This window comes from Bradyrhizobium barranii subsp. apii, assembly GCF_011516635.5.
GTDB lineage: Bacteria > Pseudomonadota > Alphaproteobacteria > Rhizobiales > Xanthobacteraceae > Bradyrhizobium > Bradyrhizobium barranii.
This window is the reverse complement of sequence record NZ_CP096255.1, coordinates 8,242,279-8,259,301: the sequence shown is the minus strand read 5'-3', so window position 1 is coordinate 8,259,301 and position 17,023 is coordinate 8,242,279. Positions and strand designations below refer to the sequence as shown.

General features: G+C 63.8%; 16 protein-coding genes and 1 tRNA gene. 6 read left to right on the top strand and 11 right to left on the bottom strand.

Translation table 11 applies throughout. From position 1 onward, the window contains the following. Positions 1–12: 12 nt before the first annotated feature. From fliN to HAP41_RS39545, 7 genes are all read right to left on the bottom strand, one after another. Positions 13–363, bottom strand: a complete 351-nt coding sequence (gene fliN / locus HAP41_RS39575; RefSeq protein WP_028160971.1) for a flagellar motor switch protein FliN — start codon at positions 361–363, stop codon at positions 13–15. 3 nt (positions 364–366) lie between these two features. Then, the gene (locus HAP41_RS39570) at positions 367–990 is read right to left on the bottom strand and encodes a FliH/SctL family protein (RefSeq protein ID WP_063981200.1); all 624 of its coding nucleotides are present in this window, start codon (positions 988–990) and stop codon (positions 367–369) included. Then, positions 990–2,081, bottom strand: a complete 1,092-nt coding sequence (gene fliG, locus HAP41_RS39565) for a flagellar motor switch protein FliG (RefSeq protein WP_028153248.1) — start codon at positions 2,079–2,081, stop codon at positions 990–992. Before fliG ends, HAP41_RS39570 begins: the two co-directional genes overlap by 1 nt. 17 nt (positions 2,082–2,098) lie before the next feature. Next, on the bottom strand, positions 2,099–3,709 hold the full coding sequence (fliF, locus tag HAP41_RS39560; protein ID WP_166080900.1) for a flagellar basal-body MS-ring/collar protein FliF: 1,611 nt from the start codon (positions 3,707–3,709) through the stop codon (positions 2,099–2,101). Positions 3,710–3,897: 188 nt separating this feature from the next. Further along, the gene (gene sciP, locus HAP41_RS39555) at positions 3,898–4,173 is read right to left on the bottom strand and encodes a CtrA inhibitor SciP (protein WP_002714638.1); all 276 of its coding nucleotides are present in this window, start codon (positions 4,171–4,173) and stop codon (positions 3,898–3,900) included. 372 nt (positions 4,174–4,545) lie between these two features. Beyond that, positions 4,546–5,253, bottom strand: a complete 708-nt coding sequence (locus HAP41_RS39550) for a flagellar hook assembly protein FlgD (protein WP_166080908.1) — start codon at positions 5,251–5,253, stop codon at positions 4,546–4,548. A gap of 13 nt (positions 5,254–5,266) precedes the next feature. After that, complete coding sequence (locus HAP41_RS39545) at positions 5,267–6,841, bottom strand: flagellar hook-length control protein FliK (protein ID WP_166080924.1); 1,575 nt, start codon at positions 6,839–6,841, stop codon at positions 5,267–5,269. A gap of 355 nt (positions 6,842–7,196) precedes the next feature. Between HAP41_RS39545 and mnmA the strand changes: the two genes are divergently transcribed. The 6 genes from mnmA (at position 7,197) to HAP41_RS39515 (ending at position 12,774) form a co-directional block, all read left to right on the top strand. Then, a complete protein-coding gene (gene mnmA, locus HAP41_RS39540) occupies positions 7,197–8,378 on the top strand; it encodes a tRNA 2-thiouridine(34) synthase MnmA (protein ID WP_166080957.1) in 1,182 nt (393 codons plus the stop codon). Positions 8,379–8,399: 21 nt separating this feature from the next. Continuing rightward, the gene (locus tag HAP41_RS39535) at positions 8,400–9,038 is read left to right on the top strand and encodes a class I SAM-dependent methyltransferase (protein WP_166080997.1); all 639 of its coding nucleotides are present in this window, start codon (positions 8,400–8,402) and stop codon (positions 9,036–9,038) included. Positions 9,039–9,192: 154 nt separating this feature from the next. Beyond that, positions 9,193–9,555 carry a hypothetical protein gene (locus HAP41_RS39530; protein WP_166081002.1) on the top strand — a complete coding sequence of 121 codons (363 nt, stop codon included), beginning with the start codon at positions 9,193–9,195 and terminating at the stop codon, positions 9,553–9,555. A 244-nt stretch (positions 9,556–9,799) separates the two neighbouring features. Then, positions 9,800–9,876 (top strand) — tRNA-Met (locus tag HAP41_RS39525). A 510-nt stretch (positions 9,877–10,386) separates the two neighbouring features. Then, positions 10,387–11,333, top strand: a protein-coding gene (locus tag HAP41_RS39520) for an IS630 family transposase (RefSeq protein ID WP_166081003.1) whose coding sequence is annotated in 2 segments (ribosomal slippage) — positions 10,387–10,726 and positions 10,726–11,333 — 948 coding nt in all. Because the reading frame shifts where the segments join, the coding sequence is not laid out codon by codon here. 418 nt (positions 11,334–11,751) lie between these two features. Then, positions 11,752–12,774: a class I SAM-dependent methyltransferase gene (locus tag HAP41_RS39515; protein ID WP_166081019.1), complete on the top strand. Its 1,023-nt coding sequence runs from the start codon at positions 11,752–11,754 to the stop codon at positions 12,772–12,774. A 152-nt stretch (positions 12,775–12,926) separates the two neighbouring features. On the opposite strand, the gene hflX is transcribed toward HAP41_RS39515, so the two are convergent. The 4 genes from hflX to HAP41_RS39495 all read right to left on the bottom strand — a co-directional run bounded on the left by hflX (position 12,927) and on the right by HAP41_RS39495 (position 16,863). Further along, positions 12,927–14,045, bottom strand: a complete 1,119-nt coding sequence (hflX, locus tag HAP41_RS39510) for a GTPase HflX (protein ID WP_224580616.1) — start codon at positions 14,043–14,045, stop codon at positions 12,927–12,929. Continuing rightward, positions 14,014–14,319, bottom strand: coding sequence for an HflX-like GTP-binding protein (locus HAP41_RS39505; RefSeq protein WP_224580617.1), 306 nt, complete (start codon positions 14,317–14,319; stop codon positions 14,014–14,016). Before HAP41_RS39505 ends, hflX begins: the two co-directional genes overlap by 32 nt. A gap of 162 nt (positions 14,320–14,481) precedes the next feature. Continuing rightward, positions 14,482–14,880 (bottom strand): hypothetical protein, encoded by a 399-nt coding sequence (locus HAP41_RS39500; protein WP_166081046.1) that lies wholly within the window; start codon positions 14,878–14,880, stop codon positions 14,482–14,484. Between the two features lie 888 nt (positions 14,881–15,768). Further along, entirely contained in the window at positions 15,769–16,863 is a 1,095-nt protein-coding gene (locus HAP41_RS39495) for a tetratricopeptide repeat protein (protein ID WP_166081060.1), read from the bottom strand. Positions 16,864–17,023 lie beyond the last annotated feature (160 nt).

Genomic DNA, 17,023 nt, shown 5'->3' with positions numbered 1-17,023 from the left:
TTCCTTGCGCTACTAGCTGCGTTCGGTCTTGATGATTTCGGTCATGGTCACGCCGAGCTTGTCCTCGACCAGGACGACTTCGCCGCGGGCGACCAGCTTGTTGTTGACGTAGATGTCGATGGCCTCGCCGACGCGGCGGTCGAGCTCGAGCACGGTGCCGGGCCCGAGCTTCAACAGCTCGCTGACGTCCATCTTGGAGCGGCCGAGCACGGCCGAGACCTGCACCGGCACGTCGAACACGGCCTCGAGGTCGGCGGCGGCGCGCGCCGCATATTCGTCCTCGTTGTAGCCGATGTCGGTACCGGCAGGCGGCATCGGGCCGTTGAGATCGGGCAGCGGGACCTGTCCGTCGGTGTCGCTCATGGCTTAGCTCCCCCTGCGGGACGCGATATAGCGTCCGACCATTTCGTCGATCTTGGCCACGATGGCGCCGCGCTCCAGCACGACGCCGCCGTCGGCCCATTCGATCCGGCAGTCGCCGGTGGCGATATCGGGCTCGGCCAGGATCACCAGCCGGCCCTCGAAGCCGCTCTGCTTGGCGAGCCGCTCCATCTTCTCGCGCGCGCTGTCGTAGAGCGCGTCGTTGATGCGCACGACGAGATGCGGCGTCGCGACCAGGTGCGAGAAGCAATCCTTGACCAGCGCCATGATCTCGCCGAGCGGTTCGGCGGCGACCAGATCGGCGCACAGCTTGCGCGCCACCGCCACCGCCACGTCGACCGCCTCGGTCTCCATCTTGGTCTCGATGTTGCCGATGCCGGCGGCGACGCCGCGGACACCGATGTTGATCTCTTCCATGGCGAGCGCGACGCGGCGGTCGCTCTCGGCCTTGGCTTCGCGCTGGCCGGCGGCAAAGCCGTCCTGATAGGCGCGTGCCTCGGCTTCCGCGATCTTCTGGGCGATCTCGGCGGCGGTCGCAGCCTTCTCGCGCGGCGACCGCTCGGGCGCCGCGAAGTCGGTGTCGAACAGGAATTTTGCCGGGGCGCCCATCAGTACACCAGCTCGTCGTCGGCGCGGTTCTTGGTCAGCATGATCTCGCCCTTGGCGGCGAGGTCCTTGGCGAGGTTGACCAGCAGCGCCTGGGCCTCGTCGACGTCGCGCAAGCGGACCGGGCCCATCGCCGCCATGTCGTCCTGGAGCATCTTGGCCGCGCGCGAGGACATGTTGCCGAAGAAGAAGTTGCGGACGTCCTCGTTGGCGCTCTTGAGCGCGACGCCGAGCTTGTCCTTGTCGACATTGCGCATCAGGGTCTGGGCCGAGCCGGAATCCAGCTTCACGAGGTCGTCGAAGGTGAACATCAGCGCCTTGATGCGCTCCGCAGATTCGCGGTTGTCCTCTTCCAGCGAGGTGATGAAGCGGGTTTCGGTCTGGCGGTCGAAATTGTTGAAGATTTCCGCCATCACCTCGTGGGCGTCGCGGCGGCGGGTCTGTGACAGGTTGGACATGAATTCGGTGCGCAGCGTCTTTTCCACGCTCTCGATCACCTCCTTCTGCACCGCTTCCATCTTCAGCATGCGGTTGACGACGTCGAGCGCGAGCTCCTCGGGGAAGATGCCGAGCACGCGCGCGGCGTGTTCCGGCTTCAGCTTCGACAGCACGACTGCGATGGTCTGCGGATATTCGTTCTTGAGGTAGTTGGCGAGGACCTCTTCCTGCACGTTGGAGAGCTTTTCCCACATGTTGCGGCCGGCCGGGCCGCGGATCTCGTCCATGATGCCGTTGACGCGCTCCGGCGGCAGGTACTGCTGCAGCAACCGCTCGGTGGCGTCGAAATTGCCCATCAGCGCGCCGGAAGCCGACATGCGCGAGACGAATTCGAGCAGCATGTCCTCGACCGTATCGACCTCGACGGTGCCGAGCGTCGACATTTCCAGAGAGAGCTGGCGCACCTCGTCGTCGTCGAGCATCGACCAGATCTTGCCGCCATATTGCTCGCCCAGCGCCAGCATCAGGATCGCGGCGCGCTTGGGACCCGTCACCGCTTCGGTCTTGCCGCCCGCGCGGCTGCCCTGGCGGGCACCGAGCGTCGAGATCACGCTGGTGATGTCGTTGGAGTTGGCGTTTTGCAGGTTGCCGGCCATGTCAGTTCACTTCTCGATTATTTCGCGGGTTCGGTCAGCCATTGGCGGATGATGGCGACGGTTTCGTTGGGGTTGCGCTCGGCGAGCTCGCCGACGCGATGAACGGACTGGGCATGGACCTGGCCCTGAATGGTGGCGACGTCGATCGCGCTCGCGGCGCCGCCCGGCAGCAGCGCCTGCCCGGCAGGCGCGGCCTCCTCCGAAGCGGCGGGGCCGGCGAGGGCGCCGGAGATGGCGGCGGCGACCTCCTCGGAGGCGAGGATGCGCTTGACCAGCGGGCGGATCACCAGGAACAGCACGACCAGGCCGAGCAGCATCATCACGCCGAGCTCGACGAAGTACATGACGTCGTCCTTGGTGAACTGCAGCATGCCAAGGAAACCGGAGGGCTCGGCGATCGGGGCGGTGGAGGGGGCGTCGGCAAAGCGCAGGTTGACGACCTCGACCTGGTCGCCGCGCTTCTGGTCGAAGCCGATCGCCGAGCGCACCAGGGTGGCGATGCGGTCGAGCTGTTCCTTGGTGCGGTCCGTGTAGGCGAGCTCGCCCTTGTCGTTCTTGGAATAGATGCCGTCGACCAGCACTGCGACCGAGATGCGGTTGACCCGGCCGGCCTCGGTCACCTCGGTCTTGGTGGTGCGGGAGATCTCGTAATTGTTGGTCTCTTCGGTCTTCTTGCTCTGGTCCTTCGCCGTGGGACCGCTGTTCTGCTGGCTGCCGGGCAGCTCGTTGTTGACGGTGACCTGGCCGTTGTTGTCGGCGGTGAGGCTGCTCTCTTCCCGGGTCTGGCTCGAGCGCAGCACCCGGCCCTCGGGATCGAACTTGTCCGAGGTCTGGGTGATCTTGTTGAAGTCGAAATCGGCGGAGAGCTGGACGCGAGCGCGGCCGGAGCCGACCACGGAGGAGACGATGTCCTCGACCTGCTTGCGGATCCGCTTCTCGAAGGCGGTGCGGCGCTCGTCGCCGACCGCCTGCTCCGGATCGGTCGCGGCGCCGTCGGCGAGCAACGAGCCGGCCTCGTCGACGATCGAGACCCGCTGCGGCTTCAGCCCGTTGACGGCGGAGGCGACGAGGTGGCGGATGGCACGGATCTGCTGGGCCTCGAGCGAGCCGCGGACCCGCACCACGATCGAGGCCGACGGCTCCGGCGCCTCGCGCGAGAACAGCGGGCGCTCGGGCAGCACGAGGTGGACGCGGGCGGCCTGGATGCGGTCGATGGCGCGGATGGTGCGGGCGAGCTCGCCTTCGAGCGCGCGGAGATGGTTGATGTTCTGGACGAAAGAGGTGGTGCCGAGCGCATCCGACTTGTCGAACACTTCGTAGCCGACGCCGCCGCCCTTGGGCAGGCCGCCCTCGGCGAGCTTCATCCGCAGGCGGGTGACCTTGTCCTTGGGCACCATGATGATGCTGCCTTCATTGCGCAGCTCGAACTGGATGCCCTGTCGCTCCAAATCCTTGATAATGCCGGAAGAATCCTCGACCGAGAGGTCGGTGAACAGCGTCGTCATCTGCGGCGTGGTCACGCGCATGATGACGAACGCGAAGAAGCCGATGAGCGCGGCGGTGACCGCGATCATCGCCCCGAACCGGGCGGCGCCGATACCCTTCAAAAAGTCCGCAAGACCTTGCAAGCAACCGCCCCGTAGCTTCGACCCGCAACCGAGCGGTCGACTGGGCAATTATTGCCTAGGTGATGGTTTCGATATGGTTAACGAAGGTTAAGAGCTGGGACAAAAGTCGCGCCAAAAGGAAACATGAAAAAAATCGGCCTCGCGGGGCGAGGCCGATTTTCGTCAAAAGCTGCAGATTTCCGGATCGCTTACTGGCGATATTGCTGGATGCGGGTGGTGCGAAGACCCGCGAGACCGTGCTGGTCGATGGAAAACTGCCAGGAGAGGAATTCGTCGACCGTCAGGGTATAACGGCTGCAGGCCTCCTCGAGGGAGAGAAGTCCGCCACGCACAGCGGCGACGACTTCGGCCTTGCGGCGGATGACCCAGCGTTTGGTGCCGGGTGCGGGCAGATCTGCGATCGTCAGCGGACTGCCGTCCGGCCCGATGACGTATTTTACCCTCGGGCGATGGGGTTCTGTCATGGCGTACTCACAAACTCTCAACCACTGAACTCACGCCGTAACCCTACGCGTGCGGGCTTAAAAATCCGCTAAGCCTAAGGCTTCAATACAATTCTCGTTGAAAATGGCTGGAACACAGCCGGCCCGGAGGGCTGGACACCATGATCCGAGCCGTCCGAGCGGGGTCTTCGTAAATACTTTACTAACGAATGGAGCCAGCGAAGCCCCAACTGTCGTCCCGGGGCGCGCGTAGCGCGAGCCCGGGACCCATAACCCCAGGGAGTAATTTGACGACGACTCGGGGTTACGGTCTCACGCGAAAACGACGTCCTGTGGTTATGGATCCCCTGAGTTCGCGGGGATCACATCTCGTGTGCGGCGAGGCGCGCGCCTTTAGTTGCTGCTGGTGGCGATGATGCTCTTCACCTGGCTCAGGGTGTAGCTGGCGCCGTCGATGGTGAGCAGCGGCGGCGACTGGGTCAGGTCGACGGACGACACCACGCCCTGCACCTGCGCGGCGATGCCGACATTGTTGTTCGCCACGTCCTTACCCGTCGCCGTGATCGTGTACTTGCCGTCCGGCCATTGCGTGCCGTCATTGCCCATTCCGCTCCAGGTGAAGGGAATGTTGGTGCCGGCAGCGGCGGTATATTTACCGGTGAACACCGTCTGGCCGGTGGAATTGGCAACGGTGATGTCGACGGTGGAGTCGGTCGGCACGTTGAGATGCCATGTCGCCGACGAGTTCGTCATGGTCGCGGTCGAGCCGTCGACCAGCGCGGTCTTGCCGACGAAGCCCAGTGCCTGGGTCGCCTGCGTAGTCTGCTGCAGGGTGACGAGCTGGGACAGTGAATCGTTGGTCTTGAGCTGCTGCTCGACGCCGGCGAACTGCACCAGCTGCTGGGTAAACTGGTTGGTGTCGAGCGGATCGAGCGGGTTCTGGTTCTGCAGCTGCGTCGTCAGCAGCGTCAGGAAGGTCTGGAAGTTGCCGGCCAGCGTCGATCCCGTGCTCGAGCTCAGCGAGTTCGACGAGGACGACTTCGGGACGTCGGTGGTCCCGGAGACGGGCGTCGGGGCGGTGGCGGCATTCGTGGTGGTCATGTTCGAATACTCCTCACACTCTGATGTCGACGCCGCTGCTCGATCCGAGCATGCGGCCGTAGCCGCGCCCGACGGGCGCCGCAGCAACGGTGTCGTCTTCGCTGACGATCAGCCGGCGGGCATTGCCGCCATTGTCGTTGTTCTGGCCGGAATTCTGGCCCGATGAATTCTGGTCGCGCAGGCTGAAGGACAGCCCGTTGCTGCCGGTCTTGAGGCCGGCATCGTCGAGCGCGCGCTGCAATTGCGGCGCGTCCTGCCGCAGCATCTGCAACGTCTCCGGCTTCTCGACGGTGAGATGCGAGGTGACCTGGCCGTTGCGGTCGACGTTGATGCGGACGTCGATGCGGCCGAGGTCGATCGGATCGAGGCTGATGTCGAACCGCGTCTTGCCGGCGCGCGCGGCAGCGGCGATCTCGACCGGCACGCCGCTGATCGGCACGGCATTCGTGTTGGCCGCCGTCGCGGTCAGCGTTGCGGTCGAAGCTGTCGCGGCCGAGGTCGTATTGGTCACCGGCGCCTGTATGGCGGAAGCCGCCTGCGCGCTGGTGTCGGTCGTGGGCACGGCGGCCTGCGTGCCCGCATGCGCGTGCGTGTTCGCGGCAGTGGGGGTTGCGTCAGTGGCGCCGGCTTTCGCATCGGCCTTCGCATCAGTCGCAGCGGAATCGGCCTGCGGCTTGGCGGCTTGCGCATGCGCGGCGTTGGCGGTCGCCGCGGTTTGCGTGGCGTTCGCCTTGCCCGCGTCCTGGCCGATATTGGAGACGTCGCTCTCGCGTTGCGCGGTCGCGACGGCCTTGAACGAAGGCTTCGGCGTGCCCTGGTCGACGGCGGCGACCAGGCCGCCATTGGTCTTGGCATCGGTCGCGGTGCCGTCGGTCGCGCCGGTGGCGGCATGGCCCAGCGTTGTCGTGGTGTCGGCATCGACCTTGGCACCCGCGGTCTTGGCGCCCTTGTCGCTCGCCGTGGCGGCATCGGTCTTGCCGCCCGCGATCTGCGCTGCGGTCGAGGCGCTGGCGGCGATGCCGGCAGCCGCAATCGTCAGCGGCGAGGCGGCGGCATCGCTGGCCTGGCTCGCGGCCGCGTTCGGATCGACCGGCACCACGGGCGGGGCCACCAGGATGGCGTTCGGATCGGGCACGGCGACCTGCGCCGCGTCGGGCTGCACGGCGGCATCGGCGGTGGCGGCAACGGTGCCGTCGGTCTTGTCGCCCTTGGTGCCGTCGGCTTTATCCGACGATTTGGCGTCGGAGGCCTCGGACTTGTCCTTGGTCGGCTTGGCCGCATCGGCCGTGGCGTCGTTCGCGGTGGGGGCCGATGTGTCGGTGTCGTCGTTCGCATTGCTTTGCGAGGGCTGGTCGGTCGCGGCGGTATCGCGCGGGCCCTTGTCCGGGGCGGATGACGACGACTCGGTCCGCCGCGGCGCGGTGTCCTGCGACGGCGCGTTGTTGCTGATCGCCTGGGTGTTGCTGTCGACCAGCGAGCCGAAGGAGTCGTTGCTGGACGTGTCCTTGGAGCTCTGCGACCGGGCAGGCTTTTGCTGCGCGCTCTGGACTTGCACGCTGGCTGCTACGTCTGACGCCCGACCGACCACGGAAAACCTCTTGGAAACATCTTCGGCATAGAGGTAGCAAGGAGCGGGCCAGCTCCCTGACGAATTATTTTACCAAGCAAAATCAATTATTTGATTGATTCATGCCCCCGCCGCGAGGGGCGCCAAAGCCCCGCCATTTCTGCCTCCCCGGCAAGAATTGCCCTAAGCGGCCGCCCGCGTGATTGCTTCACCGGAATGGCGCCTATATTAAAGAGCTGCTCTCAGCCGCTTTCGACCGGGCAGTCGTGCCCCCAGGGGAACCAAAGTTCCCGGGGAGCGTCGATGTCCCGCCGGAAGCCGAAATGTCCAAGTCATCGCGGATCGCGAACGCCGCCGTCACAACGCTTTAAGGCCCATGCTGAACAGTCTGGATCTCGAAGGCCGTCCTGAGGACACCAGGGTCGTCGTTGCCATGTCGGGCGGCGTCGATTCCTCGACGACGGCTGCGCTGCTCAAGGCCGAGGGCTATGACGTCGTCGGCATCACGCTGCAGCTTTACGATCATGGCGCGGCGACCCATCGCAAGGGCGCCTGCTGCGCCGGCCAGGACATCCACGACGCCCGCGACGTCGCCGCCAAGCTCGGCATTCCCCATTATGTGCTCGACTACGAGGATCGCTTTCGCGAATCCGTCATCGACAATTTCGCCGACTCTTACGCGCTCGGCGAGACGCCGGTGCCGTGCATCGAGTGCAATCGCTCGGTCAAGTTCCGCGACCTCCTGAAGACCGCGCGCGAGCTCGGCGCCCAGGCGCTCGCCACCGGCCACTACGTCGCCTCGCGCCGCCGCAACGACGGCTCGCGCGCGCTGGTCTGCGCCGCCGACAGCGACCGCGACCAGAGCTACTTCCTGTTCGCGACCACGCAGGAGCAGCTCGACTTCCTGCGCTTCCCGCTCGGCGACATGACCAAGCCCGAAACGCGCGAGCTCGCGCGCCGCTTCGGTCTCGCGGTCGCCGACAAGCACGACAGCCAGGACATCTGCTTCGTGCCGACCGGCCGCTATACCGACATCATCACTCGCCTGCGTCCGAACGCGATGGACCCCGGCGACATCGTCGATCTCGACGGCCGCGTGCTCGGCCGGCACAACGGCATCGCCAATTTCACCGTCGGCCAGCGCCGCGGCCTCGGCATTGCCGCTCACGCACCGCTGTTCGTGGTGCGGCTGGATGCTCCGGGCCGCCGCGTCGTCGTCGGCCCGCGCGATGCGCTGAAGATGCACCGCATCGTGCTGCGCGACGTCAACTGGATCGGCGACGGCGACATCGACCGCGCCATCGGCGCCGGCCTCGAGATGTTCGTGCGCGTCCGCTCGACCCGCAGCCCGCAGCCGGCCTGGCTGCGCGGCGGCAACGGCCATTACGAAGTCGAGCTCGTCGCCGGCGAGGAGGGCGTCTCGCCCGGCCAGGCCTGCGTGTTCTACGACGCGCCCTCGGGGCAGGCACGCGTGCTCGGTGGCGGCTTCATCCAGAGCGCCGCCGCGAAAGTCGCAACGAGCACTGCGAGGCCGCTGGTGGAAGCGGTACGCGGCTAGAAAATTTCCGGGGCAGGGGGCATGGCAGCAGACATCTCGCGGGCCGGGGTCGAGAAGGCCTATGGCCGCTGGGCGCCGGTCTACGATCTCGTGTTCGGCAAGGTCTTTGACGCCGGACGGCAGTCGACCATCGCGGAGGCCGACCGCATCGGCGGCCGCATCCTCGACGTCGGCGTCGGCACCGGGCTTTCACTCTCCGATTATTCGCGCACCACGAAGATTTGCGGCGTCGACATCTCCGAGCCGATGCTGCGCAAGGCGCAGGCGCGCGTGCGCGCGCTGCGGCTTAGCAATGTCGAAGTGCTCTCGGTGATGGACGCGAAGAATCTCGCCTTCCCCGAAAACTTTTTCGATGCGGTGGTCGCGCAATATGTCATCACCGCCGTGCCCGATCCCGAAGGTACGCTCGACGAGTTCGTACGCGTGCTCAAGCCCGGCGGCGAGCTGATCCTGGTCAACCACATCGGCGCCGAGCGCGGCCCGCGCAAGCTGTTCGAGCTCGCCTTCGCGCCCATCGCCCGCCGCCTCGGCTGGCGCCCGGAATTCCCGTGGGACCGCCTCGTCAACTGGGCCGCCAGGCACCGCGGCGTCACGCTCGCCGAGCGCCGTCCGATGCCGCCGATGGGGCACTTCTCGCTGATCCGCTACGTCAAATCGTGAGAGCGATTTGCCGGGATCGCGCCGTCGGCCAGCACTGTTGCCGCGCAAGGCGTCTCGAAGGATCGGCCGCGAGGAAACCGCCAGCCAATTTCCCGCGCTTCAATTCGCCGTGCGTCGGCCGGAACCTCCGCATGGCCGGAGACGTTTCCCTCCCATGCGCACGACATCAAACATCATTCTGGCCAGCCTCCTGATCGCCGCCTCAGGCGCCGCGATCGCGCAGGCCCCGCCGCGACCTGCAACGCCGCCGCAAGCGACCGCGCCGCCATCGGCCCAGCACGCCGCCAATTGCATGCCGCAGGACCGCCCGAACCGCGCCACCACGCCCGACGGCACCACCACCGGCCAGTCCCGGGAACCGCTCGGCGACAAACTGGCCAAATCCGACGGCGTGCTCTGCCCGCCCTCCGGCATCGACCCCGACATGCACGCTCCGGCCCCCTCTACGGACGGTGCCATGCCGGTCATCCCGCCCCCCGGCAGCCCCGGCGGCGACCCGACGGTCAGGCCGAAATAGGCTGATTCTTCCTTCGCCTCTCCCCGCTTGCGGGGAGAGGCCGGAGCGCATCGAAGATGCGATCCGGGTGAGCGGGACTCTCCACGAGTCCGGTGCCGAAAAATTGCGGATTCTGGTGCCAAATTCGGCACAAACGGCCTTGTCCCGCCAAAGCTTTAGCGAAGGCGGATTGACAGCCCGCCGCCCCCTTCCTTATATGCCGCGCGTTCGCGAGATCGGCCTTATTCGGCCCTCGCGACCCTGTGGCGGGGTAGCTCAGCTGGTTAGAGCACGGGAATCATAATCCTGGGGTCGGGGGTTCGAGTCCCTCTCCCGCTACCATAAAGCCGTTTGAAATCAATGTGATATGCGGATTTAGTGCAATCGCAGCATCTGGCGCACCTGTACCGTAGCAAATCGGTAGCGTCTCAAGTTCCTCGCGATTGGTAGTCGAATCCTTGAAGGCCTCGGCGGCTTGAATCTTTCAACAAGCAATCTTCTTGATGTGCGATCGTGCTGACTGCCAATTGGCACCAGCAACCGCTGTCTCCTTGCTTTTTGTCTCGGGTAGCGTGCCGCCACTCGTGAACTAGGCCGCGAATTCTGACAAAAGCCCGAGTCAACAACCTAATCCTTGATGGAGGGGGCGAACTCCGCCTGGACCAAGGGCTCGGCTCTTGATCCTAGCCACAACGCCGGCTGCGAACTCACTCTTGCTGCTCAGCCCTCTCAAGGCTGAAACAGGGGTTCGATTCCCCTAGAGCATTTTCCGACCGGAAAGAATCGGGTGGGGATTCCCAAAACGGCGCGAGTCAGATTCAAGCTGCATGCTGGCGAGGGAGGCCAGCATGTATGGCCAGGGCGCTTTCGGTTGATCTTCGCCAAAGGGTGGTAGCCGCGATTGACGGTGGCATGTCCTGTCGACAGGCTGCTGAGCGCTTTGGTGTCAGCGCGGCCAGTGCAATCCGCTGGCGCGGTCGCCTCAAGAAAGTTGGCGACATCGTTCCTAAACGCCAGGGCGGTGACCGCAAATCGCAGCGCATCGAAGCGCATTCGCAATTGATTCTGGAGGCGGTGACAGCGAGGCCGGATATCACGCTTGCCGAGTTGCGAGAACTGTTGAAACGTCATGGAATATCGACTGGCATCGCGTCGCTCTGGCGTTTTTTCCAGCGCAGAAAGATCACACTTAAAAAAAGACAGCGCACGCCGCCGAGCAACGGCGCGGCGATATAAATGCCGCACGTGAGGAGTGGTTCGAAGGGCAAATCGACCTTGACCCTGAGCGTCTCGTCTTCATCGACGAAACCAGCGCCAACACCAAAATGGCGCGGCGTTACGGGCGCTCGCCACGCGGCGAGCGATGTCGTGCAGCTATCCCACACGGACATTGGAAGACGACGACGTTCACCGCTGGATTGCGCTCCGACGGTCTGATCGCGCCGCTTGTTCTGGACGGTCCAATGGATGGCGACGCTTTCCTGGCCTACGTCGAGCAATTGCTCGCCCCATCGCTGCGGCCGGGCGATACCGTTATCATGGACAACTTGCCCGCTCACAAGGTCCATGGCGTTCGAGAGGCCATCCAGGCGGTCGGAGCTAGCCTGCTCTATCTTCCGCCCTACAGTCCAGACTTCAACCCGATTGAAATGGCCTTCTCCAAACTGAAAGCGCTGTTGCGGACCGCCGCAGCCCGCACCATGCCCGATCTCTGGCAAGCAATCGCCAACGCTCTCAAACGCTTCTCACCCGAGGAATGTCAAAATTATCTCGTCGCGGCTGGTTACGACGCAACGTGATCGGAAAACGCTCTAGGGAGCGCCAAATCCACGATACTCTGCGATCTTGTACGATGCCGCTCCGCTTCTGGAGCGCGACCCCGTGCGTTAATCGATTGATTGCACAAGCCGCTCGGCAGGTTTGCCACTTTGCGCGATGTTGGTTTGCCAATTTGCACAGCAACTGAACGAGTTGCTGTGTCAGTGACAGGTCGATGTTTCGGGAGGGGTGGTCTCGATCGGCAAGCGGCGAATTTTCGCCGGTGAACGGCGACAAACTGGCTGAGTTGAATCTGCCGTATATGAAGCGCTTATTAATCACAACTGCAATCAGTCTCGATTTCATATCGCCCCCGGCACACCTTCTGCGCGTCGGCCGGCTCTCAAGCCGTATGAGCCGCAAAAGTGGAAACCCCATTTCATATCTGGCAGGCCGGACATGTTTGACCACGATTCAATCCCTGCGCGGAAATGGGCGTCAAATTTGCCCGTCCCCCATAGCGTTGGGCATTCTGTCCAGGCGGTTGATAATGAGGCAACTGATGACGTTGCCGATATCTACAACCAGGCTGGTGACGATTATGTCTCTTACGCTGACGGGGATCCCTCGCGGCTCTTTGCCTTTGACGGAATGCACGCGTACGCAGACCGCTGCGTCTGGGCCGTATTGGAGAAGAAACTGACCGACCTACGGGCTTCCGGCGCAAGCTCAGTCAGGTTCCTGGATGCGGGTTGCGGACCCGGTACCTGGCTGCGCCGACTGGTCATCCGCGCGCACGTGCTCGGATTCAGCAGCATTACCGCGCGCGGATTCGACATCGCACAGGCGCAAATACAGCGGGCACAATGGGCTGCGCGAAATCTCTCCAGCCTTCCAGGCGTAAGTGTCACATTCGACGTCGCCGACCTTGCGGACCGGCTGCCGGAAGCGGATGCCTCGGTTGATCTGACTCTTTGCCCGTACAGCGCGCTGAGCCATCTGCCCGTCGCACGCCTGCCGGAAATCTCGAGAGAGATCGCACGCGTCACATCGGGATATTTCATAACCACGGTACGTCCGATCGGCAGTATGCCAACGGCCTTTGTGGACTCGATCGAGAAAGTCCGCCGATTGAAACAGGATCACGTCAGGGACCGCTGCGAAATCGACCTCAGCGACGGCAGGCAGATTGCATTCAGCTTTCATTTGTTTACCGCGGTTGAATTGCGAAATTATCTCATCGGCTGTTTCGACATCGAGGATGTGCGGGGCCTCGACCTCTTTCACAGTCGATTTATGCCGGATTCGCGGTGGAATCCCCGCGCTCCGACGGGCGAAGGTCAGCTTGCGGATGAACTCGAGCGGCTCGAGAAGGCGTATGCCTCGCGCACGGAGTTCATGGACCGCGCCACCCATCTCCTGCTCGTGGCGCGCAGCCGGCGAGCCGTTGCGCCAACAGCCTGCGTCGCGGTGCCGACCTAAAGCGTTTTCCAGCGAAGTGGACACCGGTTCGCGTCAAGAAAACGCGTCAAAATCAAGAATCCAGAGCCCCGTTCCGATTCCATCGGAACGGGCTCTAGCATCGCTGATTCCCGTCTGAATCGTCCTTGTACCCGACGGGTCGGCGGCCGAACTCATGGGACGGCGAGCGTTCTTCGCAGCCGCGTGATCGCGTCGGGCAGGCCGCGTACCCTCATGATCCGGCCAGTGGCATCGTAGTCCTCGGAGAGTACGCACGTATGCTCATACACGTCGCTGAGCAGCCCCTGCTTCGCGTAGGGCAGTACCAACTGGTCCTCCACCATTGCAGCTTCGAAGAACGCGATGATCGTCTCGCGTAGCGAGGCCACGTCAGCGGGCGACATTGCGGAAAGCAGGATCGCGTCCGCGTGCTTTGCGTGGAGGGCGGCCCGGTCCGCCTCGCTGACGCGATCAATCTTGTTGAAAAGCAGACGCGACGGGACGGTTTCCGCGCCGATCTCGCGCAGCACGCTGCGGCTCACCTCGAGCTGCGATTCGTACGCCGGATCGGACGCATCGACGACGAACAACAGCAGCGACGCTTCGAGCGCTTCGGCGAGCGTGGAACGGAATGACGCGACGAGATCGTGCGGCAGCTTCTTGATGAACCCGACGGTGTCCGAGACCAGCACGCGCGGGTTCATCTCGGGCTGCAGGGCGCGCACCGTCGTATCGAGCGTCGCGAACAGCTTGTCCGCGACCAGCACCTCGCTGCCCGTGAGCGCCCGCATGAGCGACGACTTCCCCGCGTTAGTGTAGCCGACGAGTGCGACCCGAAGCTGATCGCGGCGCGCGGACCGACGCTGGTCGCCGTCTCGCTGGATATCATCCAGCTGTTCCTTTAGTTCCGCGAGGCGATCGCGGATCTTGCGGCGATCAAGTTCGAGATCGGACTCGCCCGAGCCGGGCCCCTGCTGCCGTCCGCTGCCCGGCGCTTCCCGCAAGCGCGGCGACACGTACTTCAACCGCGCGATCTCGACCTGCACCTTCGCCTCGCGACTGTGGGCGTGACGATGGAAAATCTCGACGATCACGCCGGTCCGATCGAGCACCTGCGCGCCGGTCGCGCGCTCCAGGTTGCGGGCCTGACCTGGGGAGATTTCATGATCGAAGATCACAAACTCCGGCTTCGGCTGCACCTCCGAATCAGGCTCCGGCTGCCTGGCGTTCGGCTTCTTGCCGTCGCCGTCCTGAAAGCGTTCACGGGCCTTCGACTTCCGCGGTACCGCCATCGATCCGACGACGCCTCATCGCCGCGAGTTCCTCGAGCCGCCCCTTGCCGAGCACCGTCGCGCCGTCGATCTCGTCGCGCTTCTGCGATATCGTGCCAACGACCTCGTAACCGAGCGTATTCACCAGGCGGCCCAGCTCTTCGATGTTTGCGGCGTGCGCGACGTCATCGACGCCCGGAAGCTGGACGCCGACCAGGATCGCGCGCGGAACGGGCGGTTTGGTTTCCACGGTGCGGCGCTCGCCGGCAGCGCGCCAGGCTTCCGTTTTTGCCATTTGGCATCCTCCTGTACATGGCCGCCGCTGCGGTGGCACTTGGCGGTTTGCGCGAGGCCCATGCTGCGGCGGTCGTCTCTTGTGTCCGGCCTGTGCCGGACAGGTTGCTGCGACGACGCAGGCGGCCGTGGCGCCCGTGTCGCAGCGGTGGGATCAGACAGGTCACGCCGCTTTGCGAACCGGATTCATTGCTCTGCGCCGCGCTGAAACGGCGCAGCCGCATTCATGGACGGTTCCCGCCTCGATGACAAAGCCGCGCCTTTCCAACGACTGGCGAAGGGCCTGGTTGGAGGCGGCCTTCTGCGGATCAACCCAGACGACCAGCACGCCGTTGGGACGCAAGAAGTCCGCCAGCCAATCAAGCGCTGGCTCAAGCGCATTGAACGTGCGCTGCCGCCAATCGACCAACGCTACGTCGTATTGGCCGGCCGGACGGCCGCAGTTTGCCGTAGCGGCTGCGTGAGCGTAGCCGAGGCGTTGCAGCTGGAACATCAGTTCGATGCCCCTGGAGCCGGCTACGACGATCCGGTCCTGTTTCGTGCAATGTGCAAGCGCGATCATCGGTTCGATGATTCGATCGCGTGCCGGAGTGGCGAGAGTAAGAGTCATGATGTCACCATCGGGTCTGACGATTGCTTGAAGCTGCCGCAGGACGGGCTGGCTGGCCCTCGCCCGGCGTCTCGCTCAGGCGAGGCCTGAACGTTGAACGTGCAGCAGTCGCTGCCGCGAGGCCTGCGCACTCATGTTGATTTCAGGAATGCCGGTGGCCGCGATCACTACCTGGAGTGAAGGTCTCCGGGCGCCGGTCTCGTCTCGATGCGATCGAAGGGCCAGCGCGCCTGGGTTGGAACGACATGACACCATCTCGCTTGAGAAGCAGACGTAAACGACAGCGTCTGCAAGATAGGCAAAACGACATAAAGAAACGAGACGGACGAAACGGCCACGATATAGTAGTCGCGTGTCTTGTTCGAACCAGTCATTTCCATGGTCAGATGATCATCTAGGGTGTGATCTCGTCGGACTTTGTTTGCTGAAGCTTGCTCAAGTTAGCCCATGATGGACTGGAACGACTGAGCGCGCGAAGGTTTGCCAATCGCGAAAATACCCATTGTGTTTCAATGTGCTGTTTGACCGCTGAACAGCTGGCAAGCCCATTGAAATCCAAGGCTTTTCACTCTTCCCTAGGGAGCGCCATTTCTTTTGCGCGAGAGCTCTATCTCCGCTTGCTGTCCGAGAACCTTCCCCGGCTGAACGGCACCGATCCCCATTTGGTGTAGGAAGGCAAATCCATCTCGGAACAAGGCTGCGACCGTGGCCAAGCCCATCGTGGCCGCCGGTATCCTGGATTCCCATCTCACAGACCAGTTCACGCGCCTCATAACAATGACGTCCTGATCGAGACCGTTAACATGGGAATTGCGACTGGGAATCTGTCCGCCTCTGCGATCACTGCGACTGCAATCGCTTCAGGTCGGCAATGGCGGCACGATACTCTCGAAACGAGGTCGGGCATCCGTCTCGCGCAGCCGCAAATTCTTTCAGGGCCGCAACTGTATCTTTGCCCTTGAGCTGAGCGATCCCAGCGTAATAGTGCGCCTCGCAGGTTTGATCTGAATTCCTGGCCGAAGCCAGGGCTGCGGCGGGAGTGATCCGGCCGACAAGCAATTCGCCGACGGTTCTCGGCCAATCCCTGAGCTGGCCCTTGTCGAGTGCAGCGGACAGCGCGATGCCGGCATCGGCAGATCGTCCCTGCATCCGCGCCACCGATCCCCAAATCACGCCGTAGCCATCAGGATCGGAAAACCGCGCCTCCCGGTCGTAGTCCGAAGCTGCATCCCTGAAATCGCCTCTCCGATAGTACGCATCTCCCCGGGCCGTGTAGTAGTCAGTCGCGACGCGATCGGCTTCTGGACGACTCACCTCCTGGTCTTTCGCAAAGGTGGTATTCTTGTCGGGTCCAAGCCTGATGGCATCGGTGAAATCCCGGATCGCCTCGTCCAGCCTGTCCTCGGACATATAGATCTGCCCGCGAATGAACCGGCTTGCGGCACCTGAGGGATCAAGATTGATGGCCTCGGTGAGCGAAGCGATTGCGCGTGTGGTGTCGCCCTTTTTGGCCAAGGTCAGTCCCAGCTCGTGATGAGCGTAGTTGTTCTTCGGGTTGAGCCTGACCGCCTCGGTGAAGTCGGCTTGAGCCGCATCCATGTTGCCGAGTGCAAAATTTCCGAAGCCATGCTTGAGCAGCGCCATGGATCTTGCATCGGGAGGCAATCTGGCGTCCTTGGAGAGGTTGCTGCACGCTGCCATCATGCGCGGGACATCGCTGTTGTCCTGACAATCGTTCAGGTCTTGTGGGGCGGCCGCAAACGCGCTTGCCGCCGAGACGACGATGGAGATGATCAAAGCTGCCCTGCAGCCGATGCGCAGGCCCTGATTTGACATTGCAGACATTTCGCCCCCTTGCACGACACACTTGGCCGATGATCCCGACGCAGGCAACGCGACCGGCCGCGACGGCAACCTTATAGCGATCTTTTCCATCGTTCTACCGGAGGCTTGTTGGGCCGTTGCCCTTCGGGCAAGACATGCCGCGAGGTCGCGAGCGCATGCAGCATCGGCATCAGTGGCGGTAGTCGTTCTCCCCAAAATCTGCACTATGCGCTCCGCGCCTCCGGAGCTGCTGCCGGGCCTTCGGAGGTTC